Consider the following 21,421-nt stretch of genomic DNA (forward strand, 5'->3'; position numbering starts at 1 on the left):
CGCATTTCACACAGTATAGCATAAGCCATTATAAACTTGAATTATCAGCGCTGCCGCAGGGCACCTTATAATAAGTGCTAACCACAAATTCAAGGAGGCCGATTATGCCAGTTACGCTTGATTTACGCCAGGCCATCGTTCACAAAGTGCACGGTCAGTCCGAAGAAGGTCTGCGGGAGGTCATTGAGAACTCCGTGGACGGGCCGGAAGCCGCGCTTCCCGGACTGGGTGTTGTCTTTGAAATGATCTGGAAGGATCTCGATCCTGCCAAGCAGGACCGCGTCCTCTCCATGCTGCACCGGCATCTTGACAAGCTAACCCCAGGGTCCATCACCTCGTAAGTGAGGGGCATTCCGCCAAAAACCTCCGCTGCCACCATGCTGCTTGCACATGTTGGGCGGAGGTTTTTTGATAGCCAGCCGTGGAACAAGCTCTTCCGCTTATTCTACTTCAGCAGTACAAATCAAGGCGCAGTTTCGAGGAATTTCGCCGTCGGATTCTTCTCCATGGCCGTACGCATAGCGTATTCGTTTTCGAACAGCACCACGTAGTTCCCCTTCTTATCCGTAACGAGTGTAGAGTTGATCCGGAACTTGCTTGCATCCGGCTTATTCTCATCATCCACGATCCAGCGTGCGAACTGGTAGCTCATACGCTGCAGCTGTACATCTACGCCGTATTCACCCTTCATCCGGTACTCGAATACCTCGAATTGCAGCTGTCCGACAACCCCCAGGAGGATGTCATCGAAATTCACAGTGCGGAACACCTGAATCATGCCCTCTTCGGTCAGCTGGTCAATCCCCTTCTGGAACTGCTTTGACTTCAGCGCATTCTTAATGGTTACTTTGGAGAAAATCTCCGGCGAGAAGGTTGGCAGCTCATCGAATTCGATATCCCCCGCCTGACTCAGCGTGTCGCCAATCCGGAAAATCCCCGGATCAAACAGACCGATAATATCTCCCGGATACGCCTCTTCGACGATATCCCGGTCCTGGGCCAGGAACTGCTGCGGCTGGGACAGCTTGATGTCTTTGCCGGCGCGCACATGCTTCACGCTCATCCCACGCTCGAACTTGCCCGACACGATACGAAGGAAGGCAATACGGTCGCGGTGTGCGGGATTCATGTTAGCCTGGATTTTGAACACATAGCCGGTGAACTTCTCATTCGTTGGTTCCACTGCACCCGCGGTACTGCGGCGTGGTTCAGGCTTCGGTGCCAGCTCCAGGAAGTTGTCGAGGAACGTCTGCACCCCGAAGTTATTGATCGCACTGCCGAAGAATACCGGAGTAATCTCCCCGCGAAGTACTTTCTCATAGTCAAAAGGATCGCCCGCTACGTCCAGCAGTTCCAAATCCGCGCATAGCTGATCATGCAGGTACTCTCCGGCCATCTCGCGGATGATCGGGTCGCGGTAGCTCTCTACCTTTTGCACCCTGATGACAGAGTGGTCGTCGCCCTGGAACAATTCCACCTGATTCTTCATCCGGTCATATACACCGCATAGCTCCCGGCCCATACCAATCGGCCAGTTCATCGGTACAGAACGGATACCCAGTACATTCTCCAGCTCCTCCATCAGGTCGAACGGGCTGCGGCCTTCACGGTCCAGCTTGTTGATGAAGGTAAAAATCGGAATTCCGCGTTTGGCACATACCTGGAACAGCTTAATTGTCTGAGTCTCCACACCCTTGGCTACGTCAATCAGCATGACTGCGCTGTCGGCGGCTGTTAATGTCCGGTAGGTATCTTCACTGAAATCCTGGTGACCCGGGGTATCCAGAATGTTCACCCGGTGGTCCAGGTAATCAAACTGCATTACGGAGGAGGTAACGGAGATCCCGCGCTGCTTCTCAATTTCCATCCAGTCACTCGTTGCGTGCTTGCTTGCCTTACGGGCTTTGACGGTACCTGCCAGACGAATGGCGCCCCCGAAGAGCAGCAGCTTCTCGGTCAGGGTTGTTTTACCCGCATCCGGGTGGGAAATAATCGCAAAGGTTCTGCGTTTGTCTACCTCATTCTGAAGCTTGTGATCCGTTGCCTTGTTCATTGCACATATCCCTTCATATATAAATTCATGCTTCTGCTCCAATTGCCGGATTCCATCAAATCGGACTGCTACTCATAGGTTCAGATCCTTTCAGCAGGGATTCATCTTACATTTCCTTATCGTACCGTTTATAGGATCATCTATAGCGCTAGGCTTAGAAATCTTTATTGTGAAAGCATCCTTCTCAGTATAGCAAAATCCGGCGAACATTATCTACAAAAAAGCGCTCCAAGTCAAATATCTTGTAATATTGTACAAAAGATCCCCCTGCAGCAATATGCAAGGGGATCTTCATCGGTACTCTATTCAGGATCTAGCGGTTAACCTGCCAGACCACATTGTCTTCGTCCTGGCCGTTGACCGGCCACCAGTGGAAGCCTTCTCCGGCAAGCAGCTGGTCCGCTTCAACCGGACCCCAGGAGCCGGCAGGATAGGAAGCCAGATCATTGCTCTCTTCCTTCCACGCCTTGGCGATCCGGTCCACGAAGGACCAGGCCGAGGAGACTTCATCCCAGCGGGTGAAGTAGGTGGAGTCGCCGCGCGCAGCATCATGCAGCAGACGCTCATAAGCTTCCGGCGAGTTAATGCCGATCATGCAGCTCTGGCAGAAATCCATGGCCAGCGGCTGAATCTCGGATTCCGAGCCCGGCTTCTTCGCGTTGATCTTCACGTAGATGCCTTCCATCGGATTGACCCGGATAACGAGCAGATTGGGCTCCAGATTATGCTTTTGACCCAGATAAACGTTAGTCGGCATTCCTTTGAACTCTACAACCACTTCCGTGGTCTTTACAGGCAGACGTTTGCCGGTACGGATATAGAACGGAACACCGGCCCAGCGGAAGTTATCAACGAATACGCGGGCCGCGAAATACGTCTCTGTATTGGATTCCGGGTCTACTTTGTCTTCCTGGCGGTAAGCCGGAAGTGTCTTGCCCTTATAGAGACCCTGTGTGTACTGGCCGCGAACTACATTCTCGCGTACTTCTTCAGCCGAAGCATACGGACGCAGCGAACGCAGTACCTTCACTTTCTCGTCACGGATATCTTCAGCCAGCAGACGGCTAGGAGGCTCCATAGCAATCATCGTCAGCAGCTGCAAAATATGGTTCTGGCCCATATCGCGCAGAGCACCCGCATGGTCGTAATACCCGCCGCGTTCTTCTACACCCACAGTTTCGCCGAGTGTGATCTGAATGTTGGCGATATGCTTGTTGTTCCACAGCGGCTCGAAGAAGGCATTGGCGAACCGGATGACTTCAATATTCTGAACCATTTCCTTGCCCAGGTAATGATCAATCCGGTAAATCTCCTCTTCCTTAAATACCTGGCGGATCTGCTCGTTCAGCTCCTCAGCGGATTCGAGATTATAGCCGAACGGCTTCTCGATAACCAGACGGTTCCAGCCTCTGGCCTGCAGCATACCGCCTGCCTTCAGGTTGAAGGAGACACTGCCGAACAGCTCCGGTGCGAGCGCCAGATAGAACATCCGGTTGCCCGGAATATTGAATTTCTCTTCGAGTACCTCCGTCTGCTCATTCAGCTCACGGAAGCCGTCGATATTGTTGATGTCGAGTGACTTGTATTCAAAATGCTGTACGAACTCGTTCCATTCCGCAGCATCTCCTGCCTGATAACGGCAGAACTCGCGGATAGATTCCTTCACATCTTCCCGGAATTCATCCTGGGTACGGGGACGCCGAGCCACGCCAATTACCGCAAAATCATGGGTCAGCTTGCCTTCACGGTACAAACTGTAAATCGCCGGGAAAAGCTTACGCCGGGCCAGATCTCCGGTTGCCCCGAAGATAAAGAATACAGCACCGGGTGTATGCAGTGCATCAAGGGTTTGATTTTCAGCCATGGCTCCTCATCTCTCTGTATGTAATATAGTTGACATTCATTCTCAGGCGCCTATATGAGACGATATACGTCTAAGGGCGTGATGTCATTTTATCATAATTGCACTGAGGATGCCATCACATTCCTGACAGTTTTTCTCGGGATTTCGCAATTTTCCATTACTCTTTCTTATGCTTTCATCGAATCCGGCTTATAATGTCTGTATTCTATCAGTACTCGACCGTGATCAGCGGCATTCCGATAGTCAGCCGGTTCCTGTCCTCATTGACGTTCTTATGCACTGCCAGCTGCAATGCCAAGCTGTGGCTTCCGCTGCTGACCGTACGCGAAAGGCCCGGCACACTGTAGGAACGGCTGGTTGTAGTTACGTCTGCGTAATTCTCTTCCGCATGAATACCGGGGAGCTGCTCGGCCAAGGTCTGCTCTGTAGCCAGGAGTGCAGCCTGCGAAGCGCCCTGCTCCTTGGCCGGTGCCTGGAGCGAAGCATTCCACTCTGCTGCGATCCCGGCCTGCAGCATGATCCGTCCGGCATCAGCCGCTGCGGCCGGCAGCTCCGGCGAGCCCAGAAGATCCGCCGTCTCCAAGGTGACAATAGAGTAGCTGCGTCCGCCGCCAAGCTCACTCCAGAACAGGGAGATCTGCGCATCTCCAGGGAGCCGCGCAGAGGAACGCCAGGTCAGGTGCCCGTCTTCATCCGTGCCGCTGAGTTCACCAAGCCCAAGCCGCGTAGCCAGGCTCTGCGCTGCAACTGCAGCTTCAGCCCGATCCCCGCCGCTGTATTCCCCCTGCCATTTCAATACGAGCCGAAGCGGAGCCCCTGGAGCAGAAGCCCGAGTGCCTAGTGTAGTCAGAAGAGCAAGGGATTCCTGAAGCTCTCCGGCAGCGTCCAGAATACCGGCAGGAGCAGGAACAGTTGTACTCTGTACGCCGTTTCTTCCTGCCGCTTCCCCGCTGCGGAACCCGCTCAGCAGCAGTGCCAGCATGCATATTCCCGCCAGTACCCGTATCACTTTGCTCTGTCCTTTATTCCCCACTTCGCATCTCCCTCTCAATCCGTTCTAGTAATCTACTAGACAGGATATCCAACTTGAGAGGAGGATATACTTACTGAGCTTTCTCCACGCAAAAACACTTTCAAGAGAACTGCCCCGGTCCTGCGGCGGGGTGGTTCTCTTGAAAGTGCTCATCTGCGTCCATAGACGGAAGCTTATTCCGCCAGTCCGTTCTTATATGCATAAATAGCCGCCTGGGTCCGGTCTTCGACACCCAGCTTGGCGAGAACATTCGTGACATGAAATTTCACGGTCTTGATTCCGATAATTAATTGATCGGCAATATCCTGATTGGATTTGCCCTGAGCTAACAGCTTCAATACTTCCATCTCGCGTTCGGTAAGCTCTTTGTAAGCCGGCGCTTCTCCTCTTGCATTGGAACGGAACCGGTTCATCATCTTGGAGGCCACCTGTGACTCCAGCACCGACTGGCCTCTTGCTGCCGCCCGGATCGCATCTGCGACTTCGCTTGCCCGCGAGGTTTTGAGCAGGTAACTGAACGCCCCGGCTTCAATAACCGGATACATCTTTTCATCATCCAGATAACTGGTCAGTACAATAACCTTACAGTCCGGGTACAGCTTCAGCAGCTGTCTTGTCGTCTCGATCCCGTCCATCCCGTCCATCACCAAATCCATCAGCACCACATCCGGTGTATATTCCTGGGCCAGCCGTATGCCCTCTTCGCCGCTTCCGGCTTCACCTACGACTTCAATTCCATCCTCAGTGCCAAGCACCGCTGCAAGTCCGATCCGGACCATCTCATGATCGTCTACAAGCAGGACCTTGATTGCTTCCGCTTCATCTATCTCCATGGTTACACCTGCCCTCCTATTCATTGACTACCGGTACGGTAATATCGATGCGCATTCCTTTGCCGGGGGCGGTGATGAACTGAATCGAGCCCCCGATCTCTGTGATCCGCTCCTGCATATTAGACAGCCCGTAGGATGTCTGCTTGCTGTCATCCATCTCGAAGCCGATTCCGTCATCGCGCAGCGTCAGCCGGACAGTATCGCCCCGGCGGTGCAGGCGGATCTCCATCTTCTCCGCTTTGGCATGGCGCAGCGTATTGGAGATCGCCTCCTGCACAATACGGAATAAATGATTCTCAACGCCCTTCAGCAGCTGCACTCCCTGATCCATCTCGAACACAATATCAATCGGAACCTTGATCTTCAGTTCCTTGATCAGCTCCTGCAGCCCTTCCTCCAGCCCCTTGCCTTCCAGGTATACCGGTCTCAGGTGCAGCAGGAGTGCCCGCATCTCCGACTGGGCTACAGCGGACATCTCTTCGATCAGCGCAATTTGCCGCTGTGCCTTATCGAAGTCCTTCTCCAGCGTCCGGCCTACAGCCGTTGCCGTCATAGAGATGGCGAACAGCTGCTGTGATACCGCGTCATGCAGCTCACGTGCCAACCGCTGCCGCTCCTCCATGATTGCTGTAACCCGCGCCTGCTCGGCAAGCTTCGCGTTATTGGTGGAGAGCCGCTGCAGCGTGTTCACCTGATTCTCCCACTTGCCGCTGATCCGCCCCAGTTGTTCCCCAAGCCGCCCCAGCTCATCGCTGCCGAGGTCCGGCATGGCCGGGTTAAGATTGCCCTTCTCCCAGGCTACCAGCGTTGCCCGCAACAATTCCAGCTTGCGCTTGCTGCGGAAGCCCTGATAGAAGCCATACCCGATGCCGAAGGCCATCGGCAGCAGAATCAGCGTCATTGCGGTTCTCAGACCTACCCGCCAGTTCTCAAACGGCTGTAATAATCCATATGTATACATAATATATGTAATAACGAGCAGCATGAACAAAGAGAACAGAGCCCCCTCGCCCATACTGCGCGTTACCATATTGCTATTTTTTTTACCCATGCGGGAGCCCTCCCTTCTCTCTGCCCTAACATACCCTTTAAGGTACCCGAATGTCCAGATCCCCCATCAGATAAGAAATGTTAAATTTCACTTTATGCTCACAGCTGTCGTAGTTGGGAGATCTCCAGTTCAGCCGGTTCAGCATCCCTGTATCACGGTTACTGCCGGACTCAATCGAGCCGAACAGCACGAACGCCTCAATCTCCACCCCATAATCCTCAGACAGCAGAATATCCACATCGCCAAAAATACCCTGGAACAGCATTATCGTCTCTTGCTCTTCCGCCATGGCCAGTGAAAGATCCACATCGGCCTCACCCAGCACATGCCAGGCGCTCAGGCTGCGCATGACCCAGGGCGAGAGATCCCAGTCGAATCGGGAAGAAAAGCTTTGCTTCTGCGTAAACCCCGCCTTGCGCTGCATTCGTTTGGATTTGACAAAGAACATCCCCAGCGAAATCAGGCAGATGCCAAGCACCAGCAGCAGATGGTCCAGCAGCAGCAGCACTGCGCCGATTCCCAGGAGCTTATAGCCTTGCTTCACCTTCCCCGACGTCGTCCGATGGATTCCCAGCAGCAGGAACAGGAGCGCGACAATGGAGAAGAAGCCGATCCATTTGCCAAATATCATCAAGCAGCCTACACCGATCAATCCAATGGCAATCAAACGGTTCCGTTTATCCATTTCGCACCTCCTTTAAGATTTTGCCGCATCCGCTACAAAAGCCATACCGGTATGGAGAATCCATACCGTATGGCTTTACCTTAATCAGCATATCATATCCGGCTGTTCTTTAGGAACAGGGATTATTGTTCTTTTTTGTTCAGGGGAGGGGCTGCCGGAGTGGAATTCAGCTTACTCTTCAAGGCTGCGAGCTGTTCTTCCACTTTCAGTTCCTTCTCGTGATCTACCGGCTTAGCATATGCGGTTGCCGAAGGGCTATACGGAGCGCGCATCACATCTGCTTCCGCTTCGAGCTGCATGATCTTTTCTTCCATACGGTGGAATCCAAGGGATGCACTTCCGCTCTCGATGGAATGTACGCTGCTGATCTGGGACATTTGCTTCTTGGCTTTGGCCATTTGGGCGCGGGACACCAGTTCATTCCGTTTGTTGCGCAGCTTGTAGAACTCATCCTTCATATCATGAAGCTGCTGCACCAGTTCCTTGGCCTGAACTTCAGCCTGTGCATGAAGCTCGCCGTATTCGGTAAACTTCTGATCGAAGTAGATCTTCTCCTCCAGTAGCTTACGGGTAACTTCTTCCTGCCCGTTCTTGAGTGCAAGCTCAGCCTGTGCTGCGCGTTGTCCGGATACCTTAGCGGCTTCGTCCACACGCTGTTTCATCCGGCGTTCATTAGCCATTTGCTTCGCTACCGTTACTTCAGCCTCATGGATCTCAGCCTCCATATCGCGCAGGTATTGATTAAGCATCACAATCGGGTCCTCTACCTTATCCAACATATCATTTACCGACGCTTTAGTCATATCTTTAATCCGTTTGAATACTCCCATGATTTACACTTCTCCCTTCTCGTATTTAGACAGTTTTTGTTTGAGCTCTTCCACTTCTTTTTGCAGGGCCTTCTTCTCAATATCCTTCATCATGGCATCCAGACCGGAATCTGGAGCCGCGTGAGTGCTGGCCTTGTCATAACCGGGATTGTAGCCCGGCTGCCCGCCATATGGGCCATATCCTTGAGGACCTTGGTGGGGTCCCTGTGGTCCTTGTGGTCCGCGGTGATACTCAGGTCCACCGGCGTAAGGGCCACCGTATGGGCCGCCCGGCGCACCAGGTCCGGGACCGAACGGGTTATACTGGGTAGGTTCTTTGGGAATTACCATTGCTGCGATAAGATATACCAGGATTGTGGCTCCTCCGCTAAATGGAATACTGACCACCAGCAGAATTCTGAACAGTGTAGAGTCGATGCCGAGAGTCTCGGACAATCCACCTGCCAGCCCTGTCATTACTTTGTCTCTTGTTGAACGATACAATCGGGTCATACTACTACTCCTTTCTGCCATCATTGTTCAGCTTCTCCTTTAGACGGGCCATTTCTCTTTCGAGCACGGTTGCCACTGTCTCTCCAGCCTGCACCGCATATTCCTGTCCCATCCGGCGCAGGTCGCTCAGGCTTTTGGCTTCAAGCTCCCAGTCGGTCATCTTGTCTTCCAGACGGCCGAACATCTTGGGAACATCCCCGCCGCCGCCGTAAGCACCGGCTCTTTGATTCATGCGCTGCTGAAGCCGCAGGGACTCCATCCGTGCTGCATAGAACTGGCGTTTGCTGTATACCGTCTGATACTCGATTTTGAGTTCATTCAGCTGGGTTTCAAGCTCAAAAAGTGATTGCTGGCTGGTTTCCAGCAGCCCGCTGTATTGCTCCAGCTTTTCTTCGTGGATAATCTTCTCCTGCAGTGCCAGCTTGGCCAGATGGTCTTCGCCTGCCTTGAGTGCGAGGAGCGCCTGCTCTTCACGTTTGTTCCTCATGGCGGTTGCCTGATTCACCTGCTGCTGCAATTGCTTCGTATGGGAAGCGTACTGCTGGTACAGCCGTTCAGCCTCCCCGATCTCTTCACGGGTTGAATGTAGAAATTGATCAATCAGCTTCACGGGATCTTGGCTCTGCTCCAGACGTTCATTCAAGTTGGCTACGGTGATATCCCTCATTCTGCGAAAAACACTCATGATTTCCTGCTCCCTCCCTGCCTTTTAATAAGTATGAAATGTAACAATTAGTATGTTCTGCTTTGTCTGCCCTTCAGCACCGAGATGCCCCATACTACCAGAGCCACACCAAGCAGTGGACCAATAATCCAGGAAAGCTTGGATATCAGGGTCATGATCCCGATGAACATTACCACCCAGCCGATAATCTTGCGTCCGCTCTTAATTCCGTAGTATCCGAGAACCACCAGTACTGCCGGGAACAAGATGCCGAAGATGCCGTGGATCAGATGAGGCAGAATCCCTAGCAGCATGACCGCTCCGATTATAATCAGCGCAATCGCAATTCCGTTACCTTTGTTTCTTTGCATTGTTTATCACCGCCTTTCGCTGATCTCTTTCTTATATCCTTATTCTAGGGCAATCCTCAGATTTTCAAAACAGACTGTGGACGGTTTTATGTACTGGACCTTAGTCGGGGATGCTTGCACGACTACAGGCGGCTGTTCCCAGGCTCTAAGTGTACTTACTGCTGCTGCCCTTGTATATCAAGAGCTGCTTGAGTATCCGCCCGCTGTGGCTTGCCGCGAAAAACAGTCACCAAAACCACAGCCCCGATAATGATGACAGCAGCGATCAGGGTGTTCAAGGTAAGCTGTTCTCCAACCAGCAGCCAGCCAAGCAGCACCGCCACTACCGGATTAACGAAGGCGTAAGTGGAGACGAGTGCAGCGTCAGCATTCTTAAGCAGCCAGATGTAGGCCGTGTAACCGACAATGGAGCCGAATGTGATCAGGTAGGCCAGAGCCAGATACGATCGCATAGAAATGCCGGAGATATTAAGTGTGGACCAGTCGCCGGTAAAATAAGAGAATATCACCAGCAGCGCGCCTCCTGTTAGCATCTGCGCCGCTGTCGCCATCAAGGGTGAACCCGGCATGGCCGCGCTTCGGGAGTACATCGACCCTACGGCCCAGCTGATGGAAGCTGCCAGCACGGTAATAATTCCGAACAGATCGGTAGCAGTGCCCATCTCCCCCTTCCCCGGCTGGAAGACCAGTACGGCGATGCCGAGCAGTCCAAGTACAATTCCGGCGATGACACCGGCAGTCGGACGTTTGCCGCCTCGGCCAAACCAGCCCATCAGCATCATCCAGACAGGAACGGCGGCCACGATTAATGAAGCGATGGATGAAGAGACTCTTTGCTCTGACCAGGCCACCACCCCGTTGCCCCCAAGCAGCAGCAATGCGCCAACAATAGCAGAGGACCGCCATTCACGCCCGGCTGGACGCTTCGCCCCGCTTAATCTTGCAATAATATACAGCACCACACCCGCCGCAAAAAAGCGGACACCTGCCATCAGAAAAGGCGGCATCGTCTCGATGGCAATCTTCATGCCGACATAGGTACCTCCCCAAAATAAGTAAACAAATAATAGCGCAATCCCTACTGCGTATACCGAATTGACTTTCGATTTCTGCTTCATGCAGCATTCTCCTTCTCTCTGTTGCTAAAATCTCATTATACTCTAAGAATCTCCTGTGTATCTCAATGTCAGCGGCTGCTCCTCATCAATTCCTATATTCGTTATATCTCCATCTTCAATGACGTTATTTATAAACAGCTTCCATTGGTTAGTTTGATTATTCTCTATCTCATCCACCTTAACTATTTGTCCTTTCTGATCCTTTTCAATTGTCATCCCCTGTTCAGCATGGTCTGAGATTGCCTGAAGTGCTTTCCACACTGTAGGGTGATCATCAATAACCTTAACCATCTGCAGAAATAGAACCTCATCTTCATTGTAAATAACCACATTAACTTTTGTTTCCAAAGTACCTTGCCCTGTGTACTTTACGCCATGATACTCAGGAGCAATACCTTCTCCCTTGTTCGTTCCGCATGCTGTTAAGGAAAGTGCAATCAAGATGAATACAATTAAGCAACCGTAGTAAGGTTTTGTAAAGTTCACTTTATACTGATGCACAGTTATAGTCCTCCTATAAAATTCAGTTATTTGCTTTCCCTCATTTATTCACTAAACCGGATTCGTTCCATTAGGCTCTCCTTGCTGAGGCGCCACTGCATATAGAAGGTAGTCACCACTTGAACTGTACAATAGGCGCATACCAGGGTCAGCATGGCTGCCATTGGCAATTGATACTGAACATAGCTGGCTGATTGCTTGAACATTCCCACGCCAAAGTATCCGGCAGGTATCCCCAATGAAAAGGTGATTAACAAGCTGAACAGAATGACAATGAAACCTTCACTGCCTAGCTGCATGGTTAGTTGACTCCGTGACATGCCAATGGCTTCAACTAAACTAATTTCCCGCTTCCTGGCATACATACTGGTCAAATTAGAATTAATTAAGTTAAATATACTGATAATCAGCAATGCTGAAGTAAGGCTATTAGCCGCCAACTGGAGTACTTTCTTCATTCCATTGAACTCCTGATAAGTCTCCTGGAACGAAGTGAATGTTATTCTTCGATCAGCAGTTGCAATGCCTTTTAAGTTCCGTTCCACTTCCCCTTGTTGTCCTTCATTAACTTGAACGCTAACCTGCTTGATACGCTGATCCAGATCCAATCGTTTAAACAGGTCCTGATGGGCAATAAGAACTCCTCCATCTGAAGAATTACCTTTATACGTAACATAGTTGGGCAATACACCAACAATAGTGAATACACGTTCTTTCTGTCCTTCGCCAAACTTTGCCAATCGTATTTTGTCTCCCACTTGGTACCCTCCATCTTCCGCGACCGCAATGAGATTATCGCCACTTCTCAGTTCTGTAAGCATAGAATCATCTTTCCCAAGCCTTTTGAGTGTACTTGTCATTAAGGCGTCATCGTAAGCATAGATATCCGTTCGAATATCCGGGTTTTTCATACTTGCCAAGTCCTTGAGATGAAGGTTTGCATCCTGCTTGTTATAAATTAATACATCATACATTTCGGTCAATACAGTTGTGACCCCAGGCATAGTCTTCACTTGCTGCATAACCTTATCGTTCAACAAATCGAGTTGTTCGTCAGAGTCAAGGTTAGCAGCACTTAGTTTATAGTCTCCAGGCACCATACTTCCAGCCATATTATCAATATTCATACTACTGAAGATACTCCCTGTGACCACAAAAATAAAACCCGTCAGCGTAATGGATATTACAGTTACCCAGGTACGTTTACGATATCGAATAAGCTGTGCCGACACCAGGGAGAACCCGCTAATTGAATTTTTCAATTTGCTCTTGGTGTCGAGGCTTCTCTTTCCCAGGGGTTCAGCCGGATTATAACGAATCGCTGCAATCTCTGTAAGGCTTCCTACTTTTCTAGCAGGCATATAAACAGATAGCATAACGAGAATCAGACCCATAACAAAAACAGCACAAGCAATATAAGGGGACAATTCAACATATAATGCGGAGTTTCCACTAGCCATATTTCCTAAGAAGGGAATGAATGCCGTGCTTCCCCCTCCCCCCAACAGAAGACCCATGGAGCTGCCCGCCAGTGAAATAATAAGCCCTTCTGTAAGTATCATGCTCCGTAGTTGCTTAGGAGTCATTCCTATCGCTTTCATCATCCCGAATAAACGGATCTGCTCGGATAGATATATATTGAAAATATTATAAATAACCATGGCTGCACTAATTAAAATTACAAATACAATTATGGCTGCTTTCAGAATAGATACAGGATTCTGCTCATATGCGCCGCTATAACGCTCATTGATTTGGATTTGATCTTCTTGTAACTTAGCTCCCTCACCAATTTTGTGTGCCGTTGATGTGGCATTGAAGTCCGAATTTAAAAGAGCAAATATAACAATATCCGGATCAGGACTATAACGCTGGGAGAGGGTTTTGGAAATAAACATTAGGCCGGCCCTAGCCGCCTTACGTACAGCTATATCATCAACAATGCCCACCAGCTTAAAACTTTTTGTTATATATTCCGTTTTCCCTGTACTCTTAATTTGTAAATCTAAGGGTATTACTTCTCCCAGCTTGGAGGGAAAACCCATTTCCTCTATGACCCACTTATCCAGTACCATTTCGTCGTCCGTTACCGGGGCTCTTCCTTCCCTTAATTGAATCAGCCCTGCATTAATTCCTTCCATATAACCTATAGCCATATTAATATTCAGTTTTTCAAATAAGCCGGATTTAACATTTTTACTGTTATAGGAAAGATAATGTTTTTGGATCTTGGGATTATTCACAATTTCTTCTTGCTGCTTCGGTGACAGATGCTCATATTGCACATGATAGGCACCTAGTTCATTAGTCGCTTCCCGTTTACTCCGCTGGTCATCGGAATAGAAATAAGTCAGCACTACAAAAATCAGGGCTACAGCTAAAGCAACTGTACCTACAGTCAATACTGTCCTGCTTTTGTGATGACGTAAATTTTTTAGGGATACCTGGTGAACCGAAATCCTATTTTTCATTGTTCTACCTCTGCTGCAATGGAACCGTCTACTACCCGAACCGTCCGGTCTGCAAGCTTCGCCACTTCGTCATTATGCGTTACAACAATCAAAGTCTGATTGTATTTCTCAACCGATAAACGCAGCAGATCCAACACGTTGTTACTGGAACGGCTATCCAGATTTCCTGTGGGTTCATCTGCGAGTACAATAGCCGGTCTGGCTGCCAAAGCGCGTGCGATTGCTACCCTTTGCTGCTGCCCGCCAGACAATACTGTGAGCAGACTGGTCCGTTTTTCATAGATCCCCAAAGTATTTAATATATCTTCAATATAGCTAACCTCTGCCTTCTTTCCATCCAGCCCGATGGGTAAAATGATGTTCTCCCACACATTAAGTGAGGGTACCAAATTAAAAGCCTGAAACACAAATCCGATCTGGCGGCGGCGAAATACGGCTAATGGACTCATTGGCATTGTATAAATAGAAGTCCCATTGATGATGACCTCACCGCTAGTAGGTGCATCTAAGCCGCCAATAATGTGCATTAATGTGCTTTTTCCAGCACCCGACTGCCCGACAATAGAAATAAACTCCCCTTTTGCCACAGCGAAATCCACATCATGAATAGCCTTCACTCGACTCTCTCCAGTGCCATAATATTTGCACAATTTCTTCCCTTGCAGAATCATATCGGCGCCTCCCTTTATATATGGATACAAAAATATCCTCCCCCAGGTTGTTCTCTAGGAAAGGATATCCAATAAATATCTATTTTTTATCAACTTTGGTGCAGCATTATCCAAACCTTCACACAGGCGCCGCCTGACTTATGGTTTGTTAGCTGAATACCGCCCCCCAGCTTCTCAGCCAGTACCTTGCAAATATTCAACCCCATGCCGTAATGGCTCTCCTCAGCTTCCGTCCTGCTAGTATAAAACGGAGTGGTAGCGAGCTTCAGATCCTGGCTTGAGAACCCTTTGCCATCATCACTGACTGTAATCGAAAAGAATCCCTCATCCATTTCAAATCGGACAGAAATCGTCTGACTCGCATAACGAAGGGAATTGGCAATCAAGTTTTCGTATATCCTGGTAACCATTCCTGTATCCAAATACAAAGATGGTTCAGATATATGATTTTCAAATGAAAGTTCCAGTGACTGTTCCCGTGCCAGACATTCAGCTAAACTGCTTAGTTGTTCCAAAAAAACGGAAACCTCTACTTTGGTCCATGCTACCGAGATATCGTCGAGTTTTTGGGCCTCGCCCATAATTTGCACATAGTTCTCCAGCCGTAATATATGTGTACTCATGGTTGATATCGTATCCAGCAGCTTCTCTTTGCTTATTTTATCTTCTGGCAGATATTTATTTAAAAAATCCGCGTAACCTCTTAGTACTGTCAGTGGTGTCCGCAAATCATGTGAAAAAGCTGCATTTAACTGTTTTCTATCCTCTATGGATCGCCACATCTGACGGTTATTATCCTCCAGCGCGGCTCTCATGCGCTCAAAAGACCCGCATAGCTGTCCCATCTCATCTTCACTAGCTTGCGGAATATGAAAGTTCAAGTCGTTGCCGGATATTTTTTGAGAAGCCTCGCGCAAAGTCCCAATCGGTTGTTTGAGCTTATTATGGTAAAACAACCAGGAGGCCGACAAGGTAGCCAGCCCAAAAAATATCAAAATAGACCAGGAGTCCAGAAAACTGCATAACTTAATAATTTGTTGGTCTTTATAAGAATAGTCCGTATTGAAGTCCTTCATATTATAGATAATTGCCGGGTTCTCGATATCCGCTGAGGTATAGGAGGCGTTATACTTCAGAAACATATTATTACGTATCTGGCCTACCCCAGTAATGGTAATCACACTAAGGAGTCCGGCAATAAGTACAAATATAAGCATATAGATCATAAATGTCACCCTGATGGATAAGTTACGAAAACCTTTTGTTAACCTACCCATTTATAGCCCACACCCCATACTGTTGAAATGTATACATGATCACTAACCTCAGTGAACTTAACCCGGATTCTTCTGATATGCTCTGCAACAACGGCGCTGTCTCCTTCATGCTCCAGGCCCCAGACCCTTTCAAAAATATGTTCCTTATCAAATACTTGACCGCTGTTTATGGATAATAATTCAATGATCCCAAATTCTTTTTTGGCAAAAGATATTGGGCATCCTTTGCAGTAAACCATTCTGGAAGAATAGTCTATCACTAAATCCTCTGAAAATTTGGTTTGTGTCTTAATGGATTGTCTCTGTTCACGGCGCAGATGTGCCTCCACCCTCGCTCCAAGCTCGTCAATGCTGAAGGGCTTCACGATATAATCATCACCACCGGCGCGAAAGCCATTGATTTTATCGGTCTCTTCTACTTTGGCGGTTAAGAATATAATAGGGCAGGATACATAATCCCGAATTCGAGTACATACTTCAAGACCGTTAATCTCCGGCATATTAATATCCAATAAAATAATGTCTGGACTATACGCTACCTTTTGTAAAGCCTCCGTTCCACTTCGTGCGGTTAAGACCTGATAACCATTGATCTCAAAATAATCTTGCAGCAGCTTAATAATATCCGCCTCATCATCAACGATCAGAATTTGCTTGGTCATAGCTTATATTCCGCCCCTCCCCCCGGCAACTCCCCGCCGAAGATCTCCCCTTCCGCAAGTCCTGACACGAAGCGCTGCAGCCAAACATAATATTCAGCCGCATGTTTCAGCTTCTCCAAATCCCGGAGGCAGGTCTGCCGCTCCTCTTCGGGAGTGTCCTCCGAGCGGGCCAGCGCCTCCAGCGCGGGCATCGCCGCCCCCATGGCTTCCTGCATGACATCAATCTCCCGCTGAAGCTTCAGCGTGAAGAAGTTGCGGAAGGCCTGGAAGAAGTCCGTCTCCGCAGCGTACAGCTCCTTCCGCTCACGCTTCTCCGGCAGCTTCGTTACCATCCGGGAGGCGATCAGGGAGCGGACACCGTAGCTCATGTTGCTTTTGCTCATATTCATTACCTGCTTCATTTCCTCCAGCGTCATCGGCTTGTCCTCAAAGAACATCACCCCGTACAGCTGTCCGAAGGAATAATTCGCTCCATATAAATCCATCGTCTGTGCTATGGCATCAATCATCGGGCCGAGCAGTTGCTCCCGGGGTGAACGATGCGGGTTGTCCCCGCCAAATGCGGCCTGCTTCATCAGGTGGCACCTCATTTTCGGATAGAATCGTTCCCTCTACATTACACAATACTGAAGCTTTAAGGCAGTCATTCTACAAATTTTACACAAATTCCGACCGGGCTTTACTCCCGCTTGACCATAGGTCTGCTTGTTGAGTGTACAATTTTTTTTGAACAGAGGAACTGGCCTCTGCATTATATCGCATCAAACAATGTGAATGGAATGGGGAATCCGGACGAAAATGACACGTTCAAAGTTTATCGGCGGCTTGAAGCCCGTGCTGTTCACCCTGCCGGCCATGGTCCCGTTCGCTGTGTTCTGGCTCGCACCGCTGCTGTATGTGCTGTATCTCAGCTTCACGGAATGGGATTTCATGAGCCCGGAGAAAACCTTTGTCGGCTTGCAGAATTATACCGATCTGCTCAGTAACCCGGCTTTTTACAAGGCGCTCAAAGTCACTGCGCTCTTCTGTATCGGCAGTGTGCTGCCAGTGATCCTGCTGGGACTTGGGCTCGCCCTCCTAATGAACCGCAAGCTGAAAGGCTCCGCCCTCTATCAGGTGCTGCTGTTCTCGCCCTGGGTGACGCCAACCGTAGCAGTCTCGATCGTCTGGTCCTGGATTTATCAGCCTGAAGCCGGGCTTGCGAATGCTGTACTAAATTTCTTCGGCCTGGAGTCTATCGGCTGGCTGCAAGACCCCAAATGGGCATTAACCGGTGTCCTGCTAGTGACCATCTGGAAATCGGTAGGCTGGGCGATGATCTTCTATCTGGTGGCGCTGCGGAATGTGCCCTCTGATCTGCTGGAAGCCGGAGAGCTGGATGGGGCAAGCCCGGTGCAAAAGTTCCTGCGGATCACGCTGCCGCTTATCTCGCCAACCACTCTCTTCCTGTTCGTGGTTCAACTGATCTCGGCGCTTCAGGCCTATGACCAGATCAATGTGCTGACCCAAGGCGGCCCGTCAGGCTCCACCCGTACGCTGCTGTATCTGTATTATCAGTCCGCCTTTGAATCGTTCCAGATCGGAGAAGCCTCATCTGTAGCGGTTGTCCTGGTCTTCCTCTGTATGCTGCTGTCTGTCTTCTCATTCAGCATCAGCAAGCGCACTACTCATTATCAATAGAAGCTTCATTATTCACAAGGAGGTCACACCGCTTTGCGTATGCTCTCATCTCTCGGCGGGCTGGCCCGCCAGATTTTGTTCGCCGCACTGGCTCTCTTGATGGCCTTTCCGTTCTACTGGATGGTCACCAGCGCCCTCAAAACCAATGATGAAATCTGGCGCTCCCCGCCCACTCTCTGGCCCGAGGTGCCTCTGTGGGGGAACTTCGCCGCTGCCTGGAACGAGGCGCCGTTCGCCAGATATATGGGTAACAGTATCTTCGTCGCTGTCTCCATTGTCATCCTGCAGATCATCAATTCCGGCATGATGGCTTATGCGCTGACGCATATGAAATTCCGCCTGAAGGGCGTTTTTGCCGGAGTGATTCTGTTCGGTTATATGGTTCCCGCTACGGCAGTCTACCTGCCGGGCTACCTGATCCTGTCCGAGCTTCATCTGCTGAACTCTTATGCAGGCCTGATTCTCTCCAACTCTGTGAGTATCTTCGCCATCTTTCTGATCCGGCAAGCCTTCCTCCAGGTCTCGCATGAGCTGGTGGAGGCCGGTGAAGTGGACGGTGCCTCGCATATGCGGATTCTATGGACCGTACTGGTGCCCGTCACCAGATCATCGTTCGCCGTGCTGGCGCTGATTACCTTCATTGACCAGTACAATAATTATTTCTGGCCGATGCTCATTACGAAGGACCCCAGCCTGCAGCTGGTCTCGGCCGGTCTGCGCAGCTTCTTCGTGGAAGGAGGTGCATACGGACTGAAATGGCCGCTCATCATGGCCGCCAGCGCCTTCACCATCGCCCCGTTGCTCCTGGTCTTCCTGCTGGCCCAAAGGACGATTATGCAAAGTGTCAACATGACCGCAGGCTCAAGCAAAGGCTGAAACCTAACTTAAACCCCAGAGGAGAATGATGATGAACGTATTCAAAAGGTTGTCTGCAGTATCCATGATCGCCGGTCTCTCCGTACTCACCGCTTGCGGCGGGAATGCTGCTTCGGGTGAGGTTACAGCAGCAGACGGCGCAGCAGCAGTCCCTGCTGCCAATGCCGCTCCGGCAGGAGGCGCACCGGTCACGATTGAATTCTGGTATGGGCTCGGCGGCAAGCTGGGTGAAAATATGGAAACGCTCATTCAGAAATTCAACGCCTCCCAGCAGGAGGTTATTGTCAAGGGGATCGTGCAGGGGGATTATACAGAGACCGAACAGAAGCTTCAGGCAGCGATTGCTGCCGGGCAGGTCCCGGCGGTGGTCCTCTCCTCCAATATCGCTTGGGCGCGTAAGGGTTATTACGCCCCGATGGATGAGCTGATTGCCGGGCAGCCGGACTTCAATAAAGAGGATTTCGTCCAGACCTTCCTGAACCAGGGCAAGGTGGACGGCAAGCAGTATTTCCTCCCGATGTATGGATCGACCCAGGTGATGTACTACCGTAAGGATGCTTTTGCGAAAAGCGGTATAGACGCCAGCCAGATTAAGACCTGGGAAGACCTCGCTGCGGCCGCGAAAAAGATGACCGTCTCCGAAGGCGGCAAAACCAGCTTCTACGGCTGGGAACCGATGTGGGGCCCCGGCAATATGACTGATGCCGCTCTCAGCAAAGGAGGCAGTATTCTTAGTGAGGACGGCACCAAGGTCACGATTGATTCCCCGGAGTGGATCGACACCTGGGAGTTCTTCCGCAAGTCGATTCATGACGACAAGATCATGCGTATCCACTCCGGCGGGCAAGGCTGGGAGTACTGGTACAAGACGATTGACGATGTGATGAAAGGCCAGGCGGCCGGATACACCGGCTCCAGCGGCGACCAGGGCGACCTTGATTTCAGCGTCGTCTCCGCTATGGAGCAACCGGGCTGGGCCGGAGCCGGCGAAGCCAAACCTGTCGCCGGGGCGAGTATGGCCGGTATTCCTGCCCAAGCCGGAGACGCCGAGAAGCAGGCAGCGATGAAATGGCTGGCCTACTTCACAAGCTCCGAGAATACCGCGTTCTGGTCCATCCACACCGGATATATTAGCGTCCGCCAGTCTGCGCTGGAAGATCCGGCATTCGTCACCTTCAGTGAGAGCAATCCGCAGATCAAAATTCCGCTGCAGCAGGCAGCTCACGCCTCGGCCCCCTTCCAGGACCCGACCGGCGGCAAAATTAATGATGCCCTGACCATCGCAGCGGATAAGGTGCAGATCGAGAATATCCCGGCAGCCGAGGCGCTGAAGGAAGCGCAGCAAACGGCGCAGGCGGCTCTGGATAAGCTGAAATAAACGAAAAAATCGTGAAAGGTAAAGGGGAATGCAGCATGACTGAGCTTATCACTCCGCAAGGGAACTATCCCGTATCCGCCATTCTGTTCGACAAGGACGGAACGCTGCTGCAGTTCATCTCCCTCTGGGGAAGCTGGGGCGAATGCTTCCTCACCCAGTTCAACCGTCAGCTTGAGCAGCGCGGCCTGAGGTTCCCCATGCAGCATCTGGCCTCCCTGCTGGGAACGGTTCATGATGCTGAGGGGAGGATTACAGATTATGACCGTAACGGCCCCCTCGCTATGGGTACGATGAGCGATCTGTATGCCATTCTGTCCTGGCAGGGTTATCTGCTCGGCCTATCCTGGGCGGAAGCGGTGGTGCTGGTGGATTCCTGCCGCCAGGCGGCAGATGCCATGCTGGAGCGGAGCCGTCCGGTCCGCCCTCTTTCCGGTCTGGTGCCTTTTCTGGAAGAGTGCGCTGCGCAGGGTATTCCGCTGGCTGTAGTGACTGCCGATGAAACGGCTGCGGCCGAGAGTCACCTCCGCTGGATGGGCATCCGTCAGTATTTCACCGCCGTGATCGGCACGGATCAGGTGGAGCGGGGCAAGCCCTTCCCCGACATGGCGCTGCTGGCCTGCCAGCGGCTCGGGGCATCTCCGGCTGAAGCCGCCGTCATCGGCGATACGAACGGAGATATGCGGATGGCTAAAGCGGCTGGTGCTGCTGTAGCCATTGGAATTGCCGGCGGGATGACCGCCGGACAGGCGGCTGGCGAAAACGGGCTGACTGATGCCGGTGGACCTGCTGACACTGCAGGAAACGTGCAGACGGCTAATGCACAGTCTGTCCGCAGTCTTTTGCCGGATGCAGATTGTGTGGTGTCGTCTTATGCGGAGCTTGGCGTTATGATTTGAAGAGCGGCTGACTCT

Annotated in this window: 22 protein-coding genes; 5 read left to right on the plus strand and 17 right to left on the minus strand. The window is 50.9% G+C overall.

Annotated elements, in window-relative coordinates:
• Window positions 1-104 precede the first annotated feature (104 nt).
• Window positions 105-341 (plus strand): small acid-soluble spore protein SspI, encoded by a 237-nt coding sequence (locus tag KDC22_RS28070; protein WP_173140644.1) that lies wholly within the window; start codon window positions 105-107, stop codon window positions 339-341.
• 122 nt (window positions 342-463) lie between these two features.
• Here KDC22_RS28070 and KDC22_RS28075 read toward each other — a convergent pair whose 3' ends face one another.
• From KDC22_RS28075 to KDC22_RS28155, 17 genes are all read right to left on the minus strand, one after another.
• Window positions 464-2,053 (minus strand): peptide chain release factor 3, encoded by a 1,590-nt coding sequence (locus tag KDC22_RS28075; RefSeq protein WP_173140642.1) that lies wholly within the window; start codon window positions 2,051-2,053, stop codon window positions 464-466.
• 313 nt (window positions 2,054-2,366) lie between these two features.
• A complete protein-coding gene (zwf, locus tag KDC22_RS28080) occupies window positions 2,367-3,917 on the minus strand; it encodes a glucose-6-phosphate dehydrogenase (RefSeq protein ID WP_173140640.1) in 1,551 nt (516 codons plus the stop codon).
• Window positions 3,918-4,125: 208 nt separating this feature from the next.
• On the minus strand, window positions 4,126-4,950 hold the full coding sequence (locus KDC22_RS28085) for a YwmB family TATA-box binding protein (RefSeq protein WP_211721102.1): 825 nt from the start codon (window positions 4,948-4,950) through the stop codon (window positions 4,126-4,128).
• Between the two features lie 173 nt (window positions 4,951-5,123).
• The gene (locus tag KDC22_RS28090) at window positions 5,124-5,783 is read right to left on the minus strand and encodes a response regulator (protein WP_173140636.1); all 660 of its coding nucleotides are present in this window, start codon (window positions 5,781-5,783) and stop codon (window positions 5,124-5,126) included.
• 16 nt (window positions 5,784-5,799) lie between these two features.
• Window positions 5,800-6,834: a sensor histidine kinase gene (locus tag KDC22_RS28095; RefSeq protein WP_173140634.1), complete on the minus strand. Its 1,035-nt coding sequence runs from the start codon at window positions 6,832-6,834 to the stop codon at window positions 5,800-5,802.
• Window positions 6,835-6,871: 37 nt separating this feature from the next.
• Window positions 6,872-7,519, minus strand: coding sequence for a cell wall-active antibiotics response protein LiaF (liaF, locus tag KDC22_RS28100; RefSeq protein WP_173140632.1), 648 nt, complete (start codon window positions 7,517-7,519; stop codon window positions 6,872-6,874).
• A gap of 122 nt (window positions 7,520-7,641) precedes the next feature.
• The gene (locus KDC22_RS28105) at window positions 7,642-8,349 is read right to left on the minus strand and encodes a PspA/IM30 family protein (RefSeq protein ID WP_173140630.1); all 708 of its coding nucleotides are present in this window, start codon (window positions 8,347-8,349) and stop codon (window positions 7,642-7,644) included.
• A gap of 3 nt (window positions 8,350-8,352) precedes the next feature.
• On the minus strand, window positions 8,353-8,841 hold the full coding sequence (locus KDC22_RS28110; protein ID WP_211721103.1) for a PspC domain-containing protein: 489 nt from the start codon (window positions 8,839-8,841) through the stop codon (window positions 8,353-8,355).
• 4 nt (window positions 8,842-8,845) lie between these two features.
• On the minus strand, window positions 8,846-9,526 hold the full coding sequence (locus KDC22_RS28115) for a PspA/IM30 family protein (RefSeq protein ID WP_173140626.1): 681 nt from the start codon (window positions 9,524-9,526) through the stop codon (window positions 8,846-8,848).
• Between the two features lie 47 nt (window positions 9,527-9,573).
• The gene (locus tag KDC22_RS28120) at window positions 9,574-9,876 is read right to left on the minus strand and encodes a LiaF transmembrane domain-containing protein (RefSeq protein ID WP_173140624.1); all 303 of its coding nucleotides are present in this window, start codon (window positions 9,874-9,876) and stop codon (window positions 9,574-9,576) included.
• Between the two features lie 155 nt (window positions 9,877-10,031).
• The gene (locus KDC22_RS28125; RefSeq protein ID WP_211721104.1) at window positions 10,032-10,994 is read right to left on the minus strand and encodes an EamA family transporter; all 963 of its coding nucleotides are present in this window, start codon (window positions 10,992-10,994) and stop codon (window positions 10,032-10,034) included.
• A 42-nt stretch (window positions 10,995-11,036) separates the two neighbouring features.
• Window positions 11,037-11,495: a hypothetical protein gene (locus tag KDC22_RS28130; RefSeq protein WP_211721105.1), complete on the minus strand. Its 459-nt coding sequence runs from the start codon at window positions 11,493-11,495 to the stop codon at window positions 11,037-11,039.
• Window positions 11,496-11,539: 44 nt separating this feature from the next.
• The gene (locus KDC22_RS28135) at window positions 11,540-13,897 is read right to left on the minus strand and encodes an ABC transporter permease (protein ID WP_211721106.1); all 2,358 of its coding nucleotides are present in this window, start codon (window positions 13,895-13,897) and stop codon (window positions 11,540-11,542) included.
• A 65-nt stretch (window positions 13,898-13,962) separates the two neighbouring features.
• A complete protein-coding gene (locus KDC22_RS28140; RefSeq protein WP_211721107.1) occupies window positions 13,963-14,637 on the minus strand; it encodes an ABC transporter ATP-binding protein in 675 nt (224 codons plus the stop codon).
• A gap of 89 nt (window positions 14,638-14,726) precedes the next feature.
• Window positions 14,727-15,863, minus strand: coding sequence for a HAMP domain-containing sensor histidine kinase (locus tag KDC22_RS28145; RefSeq protein WP_211721108.1), 1,137 nt, complete (start codon window positions 15,861-15,863; stop codon window positions 14,727-14,729).
• Between the two features lie 38 nt (window positions 15,864-15,901).
• Complete coding sequence (locus KDC22_RS28150) at window positions 15,902-16,576, minus strand: response regulator transcription factor (protein ID WP_211721109.1); 675 nt, start codon at window positions 16,574-16,576, stop codon at window positions 15,902-15,904.
• Window positions 16,573-17,151, minus strand: coding sequence for a GbsR/MarR family transcriptional regulator (locus KDC22_RS28155; RefSeq protein WP_211721110.1), 579 nt, complete (start codon window positions 17,149-17,151; stop codon window positions 16,573-16,575). The genes KDC22_RS28150 and KDC22_RS28155 overlap by 4 nt, the downstream gene beginning before the upstream one ends.
• A 223-nt stretch (window positions 17,152-17,374) precedes the next feature.
• Between KDC22_RS28155 and KDC22_RS28160 the strand changes: the two genes are divergently transcribed.
• From KDC22_RS28160 to KDC22_RS28175, 4 genes are read left to right on the plus strand one after another with little or no spacing between them, the layout of a single operon-like run.
• On the plus strand, window positions 17,375-18,256 hold the full coding sequence (locus KDC22_RS28160; RefSeq protein ID WP_246553057.1) for a carbohydrate ABC transporter permease: 882 nt from the start codon (window positions 17,375-17,377) through the stop codon (window positions 18,254-18,256).
• Window positions 18,257-18,295: 39 nt separating this feature from the next.
• A complete protein-coding gene (locus tag KDC22_RS28165; RefSeq protein WP_211724218.1) occupies window positions 18,296-19,132 on the plus strand; it encodes a carbohydrate ABC transporter permease in 837 nt (278 codons plus the stop codon).
• Between the two features lie 31 nt (window positions 19,133-19,163).
• A complete protein-coding gene (locus KDC22_RS28170; protein WP_211724219.1) occupies window positions 19,164-20,510 on the plus strand; it encodes an ABC transporter substrate-binding protein in 1,347 nt (448 codons plus the stop codon).
• 35 nt (window positions 20,511-20,545) lie between these two features.
• Complete coding sequence (locus KDC22_RS28175; protein ID WP_211721112.1) at window positions 20,546-21,406, plus strand: HAD family hydrolase; 861 nt, start codon at window positions 20,546-20,548, stop codon at window positions 21,404-21,406.
• The last annotated feature ends 15 nt before the right edge of the window (window positions 21,407-21,421 follow it).

This window comes from Paenibacillus tritici, from assembly GCF_018207515.1.
Classification (GTDB): domain Bacteria; phylum Bacillota; class Bacilli; order Paenibacillales; family Paenibacillaceae; genus Paenibacillus_AQ; species Paenibacillus_AQ tritici.

Excerpts from the sequence above, each read along its gene's own strand:
- KDC22_RS28160 (WP_246553057.1), top strand. The coding sequence starts at position 17,375 with ATGACACGTTCAAAGTTTATCGGCGGCTTGAAGCCCGTGCTGTTCACC.
- KDC22_RS28090 (WP_173140636.1), bottom strand. The coding sequence starts at position 5,783 with ATGGAGATAGATGAAGCGGAAGCAATCAAGGTCCTGCTTGTAGACGAT.
- KDC22_RS28070 (WP_173140644.1), top strand. The coding sequence starts at position 105 with ATGCCAGTTACGCTTGATTTACGCCAGGCCATCGTTCACAAAGTGCAC.
- KDC22_RS28155 (WP_211721110.1), bottom strand. The coding sequence starts at position 17,151 with ATGAAGCAGGCCGCATTTGGCGGGGACAACCCGCATCGTTCACCCCGG.
- KDC22_RS28095 (WP_173140634.1), bottom strand. The coding sequence starts at position 6,834 with ATGGGTAAAAAAAATAGCAATATGGTAACGCGCAGTATGGGCGAGGGG.
- KDC22_RS28120 (WP_173140624.1), bottom strand. The coding sequence starts at position 9,876 with ATGCAAAGAAACAAAGGTAACGGAATTGCGATTGCGCTGATTATAATC.
- liaF (WP_173140632.1), bottom strand. The coding sequence starts at position 7,519 with ATGGATAAACGGAACCGTTTGATTGCCATTGGATTGATCGGTGTAGGC.
- KDC22_RS28140 (WP_211721107.1), bottom strand. The coding sequence starts at position 14,637 with ATGATTCTGCAAGGGAAGAAATTGTGCAAATATTATGGCACTGGAGAG.
- KDC22_RS28115 (WP_173140626.1), bottom strand. The coding sequence starts at position 9,526 with ATGAGTGTTTTTCGCAGAATGAGGGATATCACCGTAGCCAACTTGAAT.
- KDC22_RS28165 (WP_211724218.1), top strand. The coding sequence starts at position 18,296 with ATGCTCTCATCTCTCGGCGGGCTGGCCCGCCAGATTTTGTTCGCCGCA.
- KDC22_RS28105 (WP_173140630.1), bottom strand. The coding sequence starts at position 8,349 with ATGGGAGTATTCAAACGGATTAAAGATATGACTAAAGCGTCGGTAAAT.
- KDC22_RS28075 (WP_173140642.1), bottom strand. The coding sequence starts at position 2,053 with ATGAACAAGGCAACGGATCACAAGCTTCAGAATGAGGTAGACAAACGC.
- KDC22_RS28150 (WP_211721109.1), bottom strand. The coding sequence starts at position 16,576 with ATGACCAAGCAAATTCTGATCGTTGATGATGAGGCGGATATTATTAAG.
- KDC22_RS28110 (WP_211721103.1), bottom strand. The coding sequence starts at position 8,841 with ATGACCCGATTGTATCGTTCAACAAGAGACAAAGTAATGACAGGGCTG.
- zwf (WP_173140640.1), bottom strand. The coding sequence starts at position 3,917 with ATGGCTGAAAATCAAACCCTTGATGCACTGCATACACCCGGTGCTGTA.
- KDC22_RS28170 (WP_211724219.1), top strand. The coding sequence starts at position 19,164 with ATGAACGTATTCAAAAGGTTGTCTGCAGTATCCATGATCGCCGGTCTC.
- KDC22_RS28125 (WP_211721104.1), bottom strand. The coding sequence starts at position 10,994 with ATGAAGCAGAAATCGAAAGTCAATTCGGTATACGCAGTAGGGATTGCG.
- KDC22_RS28145 (WP_211721108.1), bottom strand. The coding sequence starts at position 15,863 with ATGATCTATATGCTTATATTTGTACTTATTGCCGGACTCCTTAGTGTG.
- KDC22_RS28175 (WP_211721112.1), top strand. The coding sequence starts at position 20,546 with ATGACTGAGCTTATCACTCCGCAAGGGAACTATCCCGTATCCGCCATT.